The sequence below is a fragment of the Gimesia chilikensis genome, assembly GCF_007744075.1.
Classification (GTDB): Bacteria; Planctomycetota; Planctomycetia; order Planctomycetales; family Planctomycetaceae; genus Gimesia; species Gimesia chilikensis_A.
On sequence record NZ_CP036266.1, the window covers coordinates 799,565 to 811,464 of the forward strand.

11 protein-coding genes are annotated in these 11,900 nt (G+C 54.1%); 6 read left to right on the top strand and 5 right to left on the bottom strand.

Features of this window, described 5'->3' with window-relative positions:
• Positions 1-59: 59 nt before the first annotated feature.
• Complete coding sequence (locus tag HG66A1_RS03140) at positions 60-1,454, top strand: MBL fold metallo-hydrolase RNA specificity domain-containing protein (protein ID WP_145180756.1); 1,395 nt, start codon at positions 60-62, stop codon at positions 1,452-1,454.
• A 7-nt stretch (positions 1,455-1,461) separates the two neighbouring features.
• Positions 1,462-1,905, top strand: a complete 444-nt coding sequence (locus HG66A1_RS03145) for an ASCH domain-containing protein (protein WP_197993791.1) — start codon at positions 1,462-1,464, stop codon at positions 1,903-1,905.
• A gap of 21 nt (positions 1,906-1,926) precedes the next feature.
• Here the strand turns inward: HG66A1_RS03145 and trpA are convergent, their stop codons facing one another.
• Both trpA and trpB read right to left on the bottom strand, forming a co-directional pair.
• Complete coding sequence (gene trpA / locus HG66A1_RS03150) at positions 1,927-2,748, bottom strand: tryptophan synthase subunit alpha (protein ID WP_145180760.1); 822 nt, start codon at positions 2,746-2,748, stop codon at positions 1,927-1,929.
• Between the two features lie 71 nt (positions 2,749-2,819).
• The gene (trpB, locus tag HG66A1_RS03155; RefSeq protein WP_145180762.1) at positions 2,820-4,025 is read right to left on the bottom strand and encodes a tryptophan synthase subunit beta; all 1,206 of its coding nucleotides are present in this window, start codon (positions 4,023-4,025) and stop codon (positions 2,820-2,822) included.
• A gap of 310 nt (positions 4,026-4,335) precedes the next feature.
• On the opposite strand from trpB, the gene HG66A1_RS03160 reads away from it, so the two are divergent.
• The gene (locus tag HG66A1_RS03160) at positions 4,336-4,539 is read left to right on the top strand and encodes a hypothetical protein (protein WP_145036523.1); all 204 of its coding nucleotides are present in this window, start codon (positions 4,336-4,338) and stop codon (positions 4,537-4,539) included.
• 21 nt (positions 4,540-4,560) lie between these two features.
• Here HG66A1_RS03160 and HG66A1_RS03165 read toward each other — a convergent pair whose 3' ends face one another.
• Complete coding sequence (locus HG66A1_RS03165) at positions 4,561-6,903, bottom strand: hypothetical protein (protein ID WP_145180764.1); 2,343 nt, start codon at positions 6,901-6,903, stop codon at positions 4,561-4,563.
• Between the two features lie 50 nt (positions 6,904-6,953).
• Positions 6,954-7,844 carry a carboxylating nicotinate-nucleotide diphosphorylase gene (nadC, locus tag HG66A1_RS03170; protein WP_197996956.1) on the bottom strand — a complete coding sequence of 297 codons (891 nt, stop codon included), beginning with the start codon at positions 7,842-7,844 and terminating at the stop codon, positions 6,954-6,956.
• A 165-nt stretch (positions 7,845-8,009) separates the two neighbouring features.
• Between nadC and ald the strand changes: the two genes are divergently transcribed.
• The 3 genes from ald (at position 8,010) to HG66A1_RS03185 (ending at position 11,087) form a co-directional block, all read left to right on the top strand.
• Positions 8,010-9,116, top strand: a complete 1,107-nt coding sequence (gene ald / locus HG66A1_RS03175; RefSeq protein WP_145180767.1) for an alanine dehydrogenase — start codon at positions 8,010-8,012, stop codon at positions 9,114-9,116.
• Positions 9,117-10,254: 1,138 nt separating this feature from the next.
• Positions 10,255-10,464, top strand: coding sequence for a hypothetical protein (locus tag HG66A1_RS03180; RefSeq protein WP_145180769.1), 210 nt, complete (start codon positions 10,255-10,257; stop codon positions 10,462-10,464).
• 314 nt (positions 10,465-10,778) lie between these two features.
• A complete protein-coding gene (locus HG66A1_RS03185; RefSeq protein WP_145180771.1) occupies positions 10,779-11,087 on the top strand; it encodes an elongation factor Tu in 309 nt (102 codons plus the stop codon).
• A 49-nt stretch (positions 11,088-11,136) separates the two neighbouring features.
• On the opposite strand, the gene HG66A1_RS03190 is transcribed toward HG66A1_RS03185, so the two are convergent.
• Positions 11,137-11,838, bottom strand: a complete 702-nt coding sequence (locus HG66A1_RS03190) for an alpha/beta fold hydrolase (protein ID WP_145180773.1) — start codon at positions 11,836-11,838, stop codon at positions 11,137-11,139.
• Between the last annotated feature and the right edge of the window lie 62 nt (positions 11,839-11,900).

The window sequence follows — 11,900 nt, forward strand, 5'->3', positions numbered from 1 at the left end:
CTGTAATCCTGTCCGGGCTGGAACGGCCTCCAGTCCACTGTCTGGGAATGAAATCATAGATGAAAATTACGTTCCTCGGTGCTGCCGGTGAAGTGACCGGCAGCCAGCATTTGATCGAGACAGACGGGCGACGGATTCTGCTCGATTGTGGTCTGTTTCAGGGCCACCGGGCAGAGTCATTCAAAAAGAACTGCCGCTTCGCTTATCCCGCTGAGTCCCTGGATGCCGTCATCCTCTCGCACGGGCACATGGATCATTGTGGCAATATTCCCCGGCTGTACAATAAGGGTTTTCGGGGACCGATCTTCTGCACCTCCGCGACGGCGGACATCGCGGAGATCATGCTTAAGGACAGCGCCCGTATTCAGGATGAAGACGCCCGTTACCTGTCTCGCAAACTGAATGAAAAACATCCACCCATCGAACCGCTTTACGATGAAGAGGATGTGCGACAGGTCATGAAGCAGTTCGAGCGTCTGGACTATCACGAGTGGCACGACCTGGGGGACGACCTCCGGGTACGACTGCTGGATGCCGGCCATATTCTGGGATCCGCGATCATTGAGATGAAGATCAAGGACCGGGGAGAATGGAGACATCTGGTCTTCACCGGCGATCTGGGGCGCCGCGATCTGCCCCTGCTGCGAGATCCGGATACGATCGAGGGTTGCGAGATTCTGATTTCAGAAAGCACCTACGGCAACCGGATTCATGAAAAAGCCTCGGACCTGAAAGAGGAACTCTACCACATTCTCGATGAAGCCTATCGTGTTGAAGGACGCGTGATCATTCCCGCGTTCAGTCTCGGACGCACCCAACAGATCATTTACTATTTGAACGATCTATATAACGAAAACCGTCTGCCGCACATTCCGATCTTTGTCGACAGTCCCCTCTCCACACGTCTGGTTTCAGTCTACCGCCATCATCTGCAGGATATGGACCAGGATGTCAGCGACGTTTTGAAAGAAGACAAGGATCCCTTCGGCTTCTCACTGCTGGATTACGTTTCGACCCGTCAGCAGAGTATCGAACTCAATAAACGAGAAGGGGCGTTCGTCGTCATCGCCGGCAGTGGGATGTGCGAGAACGGTCGTATCCGCCATCACCTCAAGAACGGCCTGGAACATCCGGAGAATACCGTCGTACTGATGGGCTACCAGGCCGAGCATACGCTGGGCCGTCGCCTGCAGCAGCGCGATCCTAAAGTGAAAATCTTTGATCGCTATTACCAGGTCAAAGCCAAGGTCGTGCAGCTCAGCGGTCTGTCAGGCCATGCCGACGTTGAAGACTTTAAATGGTGGTACGAAACCTCCGCGAAACGGGGAAACATCGGCCAGGTCTTCCTCGTCCATGGGGAACCGGAATCGGCGACGGCGCTGGCAGCCTTGATCCGCGATGAAGTCGATGAGGAACCGATCATCCCTCACTATCAGCAATCGTTCGAGGTTTAATTCGACAATGGCGAAAACGATTCAACATCCCGACAAGAGTCTGCCGGCTCTCGGAATCAGACAGCCGTGGGCAGAACTAATCATGCGGGGCGTGAAAACAATTGAGCTCCGTTCAAGTCAGACCAGGATCCGTGGGACGATCTATGTCTATGCTTCAAAGACTCTCGCGAAGACACCACACGCCATCGAAGCAGCAGCGCAAGCGGAAATCGCGACCGAGACCCTCCCGACGGGCACCTTGATCGGGACCGTTGAAATCGTCGATTCCTTCCCCGCGACCGCTGAACATGCGGAAGCATCAGGCGTCCCCGCATCTCTGCTCAAGGGCAAATACGGCTGGAAGCTCGCGAATCCCAAACGCATCAAATCGCCTATCGTGCCGCAGTTCCTGCCTTACGGAGTCTGGTTCTATCCCTTCGTCCGCAAGCAGACTGGGACTCGCCAGAAATAGGAACTGTTCGGGAACCGTTCCTCAACCCTTAGTCGCGGCTGCCATCTCACCTGCGTATTTTCCGATCGACGCAATCACGGCTTCCCGTGTCTGGTCTGGATCAGAAAAAGCTGCGAACTGTTTGACGATCGCTGAACCGATAATGAATCCGTCGGCTTTACCACGGAGCGTGTCGACATGCGCGGGCTTACTGATGCCGAAGCCCACCGCTAAAGGCAGATCTGTCAGCGAACGTAACGACTCCAGATGTGCTGTCAGTTCCGCAGGCAGTTCATCGCGAACACCTGTCGTGCCGGCGACAGCGATACAGTAAATGAACCCGGAGGCAGACTGTACGATTCGCTTGGTACGATCTTCAGGCGTAAGCGGGGAGACCAGTTGAACCAGGTCCAACTCAGACGCTCTGGTGAGCTCCACAAACTCCGACGCTTCGTCTCCGGGAAGATCGGGAACAATCAGGCCCGAGAATCCGGCGTCAGCGGCTTCTTTCAGGAAACGCTCTGCACCATAACGAAAGATAATCGCATACGAAACCATGCCGACCAGGGCCGGCAGATTGACGGACTCATCTGCAGAGAGTGCCTTCAAAGCCTCAAACAGGTCGTGTACGTGAAACCCGTTGTTGAGGGCCCGTGTGTACGATTCCTGAATCACAGGACCATCTGCAATTGGATCACTATACGGGAAGCCCACCTCGATCAGGTCGACTCCCTGTCGTGACAGTTCTTTCAATACATCAACAGTGGTTGCCAGATCCGGATCGCCGGCGGTGATGAAAGGCATGAACGCCATGCGGTTTTCAGATTTTAACTTCGCAAAAGTTTCAGAGATCAAAGTTGTCACGATGGGGGGTACTGCTTTTAACTGAATTTCAGAAGGATGATTTTTATTGTCACGACAAAACCGGCCGAGGATTAAATTTCCCGTTCCAGCAGGCGGGCCACTTCATTCACGTCTTTGTCTCCACGACCGGACAGACAGACAACGATCGTCTCGTCGGGGCTGGCCTGGCGGGCTGCTTTGACAGCGTAAGCAATCGCATGCGACGATTCAATCGCCGGGATGATCCCTTCCAGACGGGCCATCGTCTGAAAGCCTTCGAGGGCTTCATCGTCGGTGATCGCGGTGTAATTCACGCGGCCGGAGTCTTTCCAGTAACTGTGTTCGGGACCCACGCCGGGATAGTCGAGGCCCGCAGAGATCGAATGCACGTCCATCGTCTGGCCGTCATCGTCCTGCAGCACATATCCGAAACTGCCATGCAGCACACCTTTGGCTCCATAGCTCAGCGTACTCGCATGCTCTCCCGGTTCAGGACCGCGGCCACCCGCTTCCACGCCGGTCAGCTTCACACCCTCATCGTCGATAAAGGGATAGAACATGCCGGCCGAATTGGAACCGCCGCCGACACAGGCAATCACATGATCGGGGAGTTTACCAGTCTGTGCCAGGCACTGTTCGCGGGCCTCTTTTCCAATGACCGACTGGAAGTCGCGAACCATCATCGGGAAGGGGTGCGGGCCAATCACGGAACCGATAATGTAGTGGGTCGTCTCCACGCTCGACATCCAGTCCCGCATCGCTTCATTGACGGCATCGCGTAGCGTCTTGGAACCACTGGAAACGCCGCGGACTTCAGCGCCCATCATTTTCATATTGAACACATTGAGCTTCTGGCGGCGGATGTCTTCTTCGCCCATGTAGACGATGCACTCCAGACCGAAGCGGGCACACGCCACAGCAGAAGCCACGCCATGCTGGCCGGCTCCAGTTTCGGCGATCACGCGTTTTTTACCCATCCGCATGGTCAGCAATGCCTGGCCCATGGTGTTGTTGATCTTATGAGCACCGGTGTGATTCAGATCTTCGCGCTTGAAGTAGATCTTGCCTCCGCCACAATGCTCAGTCAGGCGCTCCGCGAAATAGAGCGGATTCGGGCGTCCCACATAATTCTTAAGCAGGTCATCCAGCTCCGCCTGAAATGACGGATCCTGTTTGGCCTTCTCGTATTCCTGGGTCAGTTCCTCCAGGGCATGCATCAGTGTTTCGGGGACGAAGCGGCGGCCGAATTCTCCAAAGCGACCGGAGGCATCAGGCACATTCGATAAGCTGGTTGTCATATCTGGCTCAAATTCACTAGTAAAATATCATTAAAACAGCGGTAGTGACCATTATTGAATTCCGCGTGGCAATGGTCAATGCCCGCCCACAGGACCCTTTAGAATCGAAAAAGGTTCGATCCGGTTTTTCCATTTTTTCGGTCGGTCGTTTTGCTGTATGTGCTTTTGTATCTTGCTCTTCTGTCGTTTTAGACCCGGAAAATGCGGTGTCCAGTCGTAATTTAGTAGGATTTTCCTCAAAAGATCGATAAAATACAGGACGCGTTCTGTGGAACGATCTGTTTCACAACTTAAGAGGGGGAGAATTAACATGAACACTTCTAATCAAAAACTCGACGAAGCCATCAATTCCAATTCGATTCACATCGACGAACAGGAACGTTTCTGTCTATTGGATGACAAAACCCATGGCTACCAGAATCTGGATGACAGCGATATCATCATCCCGGATTTCGCTCACATTCTCCGTTCTGCCCATCGCGAGCTCAATGACTTCACACCTCCTGTAGGTTAATTGCTCCGTGAGTGCCTCCTGCTATTTCGCTACGGGGAAAATCTGCGCCGAGACAAAGTAACGCACACCGTCGCGTTCCACTATCAGTTCCGGCGCCCACTGTTCGATTTCTTTTTTCTTGTTATCAGATAATGATTCAAACTTCTGATAACCGTAACGGTTTTCCAGAGGCGGACGCAGTACGCCTTCGGTTACCAGTTTCTGAAAACGCAGCGGCGTCACGTAGTCTGTGTACCCGTAAGATCCCGGTAGACGATAACGTAACACCTCTGACCAGTTCACATACACAAACGCGATACGCTCATCCTGGAATTTCTTTTTGATTGCTTCAGCCGGTTTCATCTTGAGCTGTTTTTCAGGTAACTCAGGATCAGCTTCCGCCGTCCACTGCTGGAAAATATCTTCATCGAAGACCGTGTTGTAGATCACCGGGAACTCGGCGTTGAAGACCTTCGCTTCTCCCACAAACAACACGACCTGGTCAGGTTTGAGATCCATCTGGTTCAGTAACTCAATTTCAGGAGCCGTCAGATTGCCTGTGAACTTTCGCGCGTAAGCGAAATCGTCGAGATACGCGTTATTGCCGCCCAGCCCACTGGTGACGATACAGAGATTGAACATCACAGCAAACAGCACCGCGACAGTCACACCGGAACGCCACAGCAGTTTCGAACTCCAGGTCGCACCAATGCCCGCCAGTATCGCAACCACCGGCAGCATCGGCACCCAGAAGCGGTCGATCCGATGTGTCAGGAACCACCAGGAAAAGAATAGAAATCCGATATATATCCAGAGCCAGTACATCAGCCGCCGGTGTTGTCGGTTCAGAAAGGCCAGCGGTGCCAGACAGAACAGCAGCGGACTGATCCAATCACTGGTCATCGTGACATCCAGCAGGCTGTCTTTGAACTCATGCAGGCCAATCGGTCGCATGCCGTGCCCGTTTTTCCACTTGGCATTCAATGCCTCGGTCAGATCGCGTCCGCCAAATACCGAATACAACAACGGATAAACCGGATTGCCTGTCTCCACCAGGTTCTTCAACAGCCACGGGCCAATGGTAATCAGGGTCCCGACTGCGAACACCACGCCCAGCTTCAAGGTCGTAGACCAGCAGAGTGCTTTATTCTCCCGGAGCAGGAACCAACTGAAACCGAGCAACGTCAGTCCCAAAGGAATCACAACCGAAAGCACACCCGGATATTTGCTTGCCATCGCCGAACCGGAGAGCAGACCCGTGAGTAGCGTAAAGCTCCAGAGTTCGCCCGGCAACCGGGATGTGTCGGCAGCGGATGCGTCCGTTGAGTCGTTCGCATTCGTTTTGCATTTCTGTAGAACCGCAATCGTCAGGATCAGACTCAGCAGACTCGCCAGCAGATAAAAGGAGAGTGCTCCTTCGGTATACGCGATGATCGACATCCGGTAAGTCCAGGGATTCGTCAGGAACACCGTGGCTGCAATCCAGCCTGCTGTCGAACCAAACCAGTGCCGCGCCGTGGTGAAGATTCCCAGCGCGGTAAATAGCGCGAAACTCATCAGCACCAGTTTGCCCGCCTGGGCTCCCGTGAACCAGTCCCCTTTGAGCGTCATCGACAGCAGCGTCACCATCTCGGTCAGAAATGGAAAGCTGGTATACACGTTATGGGGCAGGAAGCTGATATAGCCCTGCAGATAATATTCTTTCGGGCCCCCAAAATGATATTCGAGCACATCATAGTCAGTCGAAGGCAGCATCGAACCCAGAAACATGCTCAGCACAAACGGACTCATCAGCAGGCAACAACCCACGCGGAACAGTGTATCGACCGTAATCGCTTCCGGTAACGCCAGCTTCAAAGAACCCAGCGAGCCCGTTTTCTGTTTCGTTTCCTGCAGCGCCGATCCTGTGCCTGCGATCGCGGTGAATATCAGCACGCCGTAACAGAGTCCCTGGGAGAGCATGCCCATCAGGCCGCCTCCCAGTGTCAGCAGCGTGACGAATGAAATTCCCAGGCCCGCGGCAAACACGGTGCGTTCGGCAGTGAAGGGGGCCAGCGGTATGCGGATCAACCGTGTTACGAGTTGTCCCAGTCCCCAGGCGCCCAGCAGAATGATCGACGCGACTCCGATCAACGGAATCCGCTGCGGAAAATAAGCCCAGCCGGCGGGATGCGGATTCTCTTCCGGCAGCGGATCAACCAGATCAAGCAGCAGGAACGGCATTTCGGGCACAATGTACCAGCGGTCGATCTCCCTGTTGTTCGTCAGTGGAACAGACAGGTAGATCAGAAAAAACAACAGCAGCCAGACCAGGGCTCCGTTCAGGAACAGCGGGGAATCTTTCTCCAGTGACTCCAGCGGTCTGTCTACAGATGGCTTATTCATTGGCAGTAATCAGTGTCTTCAACGAAATTAAAAATCAGGTCTTTTCAAATTCAGGTGCGGCGTTTCCAGTCGAAACCGATATCCAGCGAGATGACAGAGTGAGTCAACGCACCCACGCTGATCCGTTCCACTCCCGTCTCCGCAGCGGCCCGTACCGTTTCCAGGTTAATGCCCCCCGATGCTTCCAGCAGCGTCGCGGGTGACTGGGCATCACGCATCTGAATCGCCTCACGCATGGTCTCGGGCGACATGTTATCCAGCAGCACGATCTCGGGCTTCCCTTCAAGTGCGTCGGCCAGCTGTTCGAGCGTGTCGACTTCGACTTCCACTCCTTTTTCCCCATTCACCGATTCCCGCGCCTGTTGCACCGCAGCTGCGATGGTGGGATGCGAATTGCGGCTGGCCCAGGCAGCCAGGTGATTATCTTTGATCAGGATCCCGTCATACAGGCCCATCCGGTGATTCGTTCCCCCGCCGGCTGCGACCGCATATTTTTCCAGTACCCGCCAGCCGGGCAGCGTTTTTCGCGTGTCCAGAATGCAGGCCCGGGTTCCCTCAATGGCTTTGACGTACTCCGCCGTCTGTGAAGCTACGCCGCACAGATGCGTCAGAAAGTTCAAGACGGTGCGTTCCCCGGTCAACAAAGATGCCAGAGGCCCGGCACACGTTGAAATAACGGATCCCGGTTCCAACGAAGCACCGTCAGCCAGATGATGCTCGCAGGTCACTCGCGGATCGAGTTCTGCAAAAATCAGTGAGGTAATCGGAGAACCAGCCAGAATTCCGCTCTGGCGGGCGACTATCTGAATTTCAGCCTGGTCGGTATCTTCAATCAGGGCCTGACAGGTCAGGTCGCCGGTCTCCTGGAGATCTTCTGCCAGGCTCAGTTTGATGAGGGTACGGGCTGCTGCCTCATGGGGCTGTGTAAAGGGAACTGTCACGTGCGCATCTCTGTATTCGGGGGTCTGGGAACGCGCCGATTCAGGGGCATTCCGATTCTGAATCCAGCATCTGACTAACATCAGACGTAGAATTAAACGATAATAACTATAAGTACTTATCGTATCATAGCAGTCTGCAGTTTGACATGTAATCGGGAGAAGCACATGATTATCGGAGTCCCTCGTGAAATCAAGCAGGACGAGTACCGCGTCGCCCTGATTCCGGTCGGAGCCGAGGAATTGACGGCCGCCGGGCATACCGTCCTGGTCGAACGGGGAGCCGGGCAGGGTAGTGGGATTCCCGATGAACTCTATGAAGAAAACGGGGCTGAAATCGTCGAAACGGCTCAAGAAATCTTCTCCCGCGCCGACATGATCATCAAGGTCAAAGAGCCCCAGCCCTCCGAATGGCCCCTGCTCAGGCCGGGCCAGATCCTGTTTACCTACTTCCACTTCGCCGCCGACGAAAAGCTCACCCGCGGCTTTCTGGAAACGGGCGCCACCGCCGTCGCTTACGAAACGCTTGAGGGGAAAAACGGCCAGCTTCCGTTGTTGACACCCATGAGTGAAGTCGCCGGACGCATGAGCATTCAGGAAGGCGCCAAGTATCTGGAACGACCTCAGTTGGGGCGCGGCATTCTCCTGGGAGGCGTGCCCGGCGTGCCCCCCGCGCATATCGTGATTCTGGGGGGAGGTGTGGTCGGCAAGAACGCGGCCCAGATTGCAGCCGGTTTTCAGGCGGACGTCGTCATTCTGGATATCAGCGTGGACCGTCTGCGCTACCTTGAAGACATCATGCCTGCCAACGTGAATACGCTCTACAGTGACAAACACAACATCCGCGAGCAACTTGAGTTGGCGGACCTGGTGATCGGGGCTGTCCTGATTCCAGGTGCCCGGGCTCCGATGCTCGTTCCGGAGTCTGCATTGAAGATGATGAAGCCGGGCGCGGTGTTGATCGATGTCGCCGTCGATCAGGGAGGCTGTATCGAAACATCCCGGCCGACGACGCACTCGGATCCCACTTTCGTCGTGGATGGCGTCGTGCATTACTGTGTCGCTAACATGCCCGGCGCCGTGGGCCGCACCAGCACTTATGCCCTGTGTAACGTCACGCTCCCGTACGCTCTCAAGCTGGCGAACCAGGGACTGGAAGCCGCCTGTGGGCAGGACAGCGGATTGTTGTCCGCGGTCAACGTGCACAACGGACAGGTAACCAACCGTGCGGTCGCCGCCACCTTTGGGCTGGACTACCAGGAGTTTTGTGTCTGACGATAACGCAGATCCGTGATTTCGTTGATCCCGTCGAGCAACATTCCGCACTGAAAATCTGCGCCGCTCCTCTGAACAGACTGAACTTGAACCGCGCGTCCCGAAGCGTATGCTGGTTCCCTTCTGGCTCGCGCGCGAGACGGGTGCAGCGTGCACTGCATGCAGGCGCACCACTGACGAAACAGCACCTGAATCTGAGTGGCTTTTCACCTGATGCTTACTGGAGTATTTCGAACCGGTTCGCGATGTTCGGTCTCCGCTGTTCAGGGCAGACTGAGACACAAACCGGTCAGACCAGGACAAAATCTGGGACAGACGTGGACAAAATCCGGTCACAACGGGACAAAATTCTGTCTTGACCCTCCCGCGCCGTTCAACACAATCAGTTTCACTCTTCAAGCAATAAGTAGAGACAGTAGTCGTGAGACGGTCTGCCTCACCACATTCCACATGCTTTGATTCATAATGGGAGTTCATATAACACATCCTCATGAGCGGCAAGGCGTCAGCCGCCGGTTCCAGAGTTCGCGTCAACCTTTTCTACCGGCGGCCAGGTAGCGTTTATTTAATATCTTTCAGAGTGTTCATGAGGTCGATAGAGTTAGCTATTTAAGTAATAACCGTGGCCGAGGGTATGCGGTTGCTCTTGTTTTCAGGACTTCAACAACAGAAAAGAAAATTAGCCGCAGGGCATTAGCCCCGGTTGAAACGACTTGGATATATACTATCCAAAATAAGAAACGCTGTCTGGCGCCTTGCCGCTTACAGAATAAACAATCGTTCCTGCTCGAAATCCGAAAAATCAATCCCGTATTTTACTGGAAAGCAACCTGTCCCCGTAGCTGAAAATTGTTAAGCTGAACAGGGAGACGGAACGAATATCGAATGGAAACTCCCGGATCCCGACAACCATTCATTAATGCACGACGAATACATGACTGCGATTAAAATTTACGAATTCAGGGAAGAACATTAAGAGCTGAGTCCGGTTTGGACGTGGGAGAGCGATCCATTCAAGCCCGAAGACTCGCTGATCCCAGTGCCGTTAACCGCTGAAGCGATTGCACAGGCCGATTCATTACTCATCCATTCCGAGTTCAAAACTCCCTCTGGAAAAACATTGCAGAGGTTGATTATCATGAGTCCGTTGACTGAGGACGTGTTTGCGATCACGGTCCTGTCCGGAGAGCAGGCATTTACATTTAACAGACAACTGCGCGATCTCTCGGAAGACGATCTGAGTCGATTAGCACGCTTTCTTTCTGAAGACCCGGGCAACATCTTCCCTTTGCGCTACTCTGTCGTTGCTGAAAAACTTCTGATTCCAGACGGCGAGTTCACGATCTGATGTAAGTTCAGCGCAATTAAAGTAGAAAACTGACAGTGTAAAGGAAACAGCAATAACCCGAATTCGATTTCCAACCATGTAGGGGAGGACCCGTGTGTCCTCCCGTCTGTTGACTTTCAACATCAGCGCGACTTCGGAGGGAAACAGGCCCTGTGACCAGGAGCCCAGAATACCAATCGGGCATTTTACTGTAATGCAACCTGTCCCCTTAGCTGAAGATCGGGAAGCTACACGGAGGACCATAATTAGTTGAACTATCTGTCTCCTGGTCTTCGTGGACCAATGTAATACAACATTGAAAAAGATAACCTCGCATGAAATACCATGAAATTGAAGCCGAAGTCTACTATTTAACCACAGAGGAAGGCGGTCGCAAAAACGGCGTACTTAACGGATATCGCGGCCAGTTCCACTATGATGGTGGTGATCATGATGGGGGGCAGTTCTTTCCAGATTTCCTGGAAAACGAAATGATCGAACTGGGAAGCATAGTGTCAGTGCTCATTCGTTTTCCACAGCGACAGTGGGATGAAATTCATTCCGGCCGAATCAAAATCGGAATGAGTTTTTTTGTTAGAGAAGGAGCTAAAGTGGTAGGACGAGGGAGAGTGAAGCGAGTTTGATTGTGGCAGACAGAGTAGGGCGAGACTACGCTTAGAAAACTCTACATTCTTATGCCCCAGCGGAACGCCCCGCTTCCACACGCCGCACAAAATCAGCAAGCACCTGATTGAATTCGTCCGGTCGTTCCAGATTCATGAAATGCCCACAACCATGCATGACATGCAGCTCCGTCTGCAGTGCCAGGTGCGACAGGGCCATCGCCTTCTCCTCGGTGATCACCGGATCCTGATCACCACACATGACCAGCAGGGGTTTCTCCCACTGCGCAACGATCGGGGTGTGATCAGTGCGGCTGTGAAAGACCCGGACAGCGTTGATCAGGTCTGTGGTTTTCTGTGACAGCGCCAGCGACTCAATTCTCTCGACGACCTCCGGCTGCGCAGCGGTGCCAAACCAGCCGCTGATTTCCGGCCACATCCCGCGAATACCCTGATGATGCAGTGTGTCGAGATAAGCATCGCGTGCAGCAGGCTCCGGGCGGTGGCCTGCTTTGGTGCCAACCAGCACCAGCGCCGCGATCCGATCGGGGGCCTGACGCGCCATTTCCAGCGCGCAGGAACCTCCCATCGAGGAGCCGATGGCAATCAGGGAATGCGTGTCGATGGAATCCAACACACGGCTGGCCCAGTCTTCGAGGGAGTCTCCCAGTTGATACAGACAGGGAGTCGTGCAACGTCCAGGGACAATCGCGCGTTGTTCGTCCCACATCGAATGATCGAGCGGGAAGGCATGCAGAAACGCGAGATGCATTCAACTGGTCCTAATGATTAACCTGTGGCTTAGCTGTGCACAGTCCACTTTATGTTAACCAC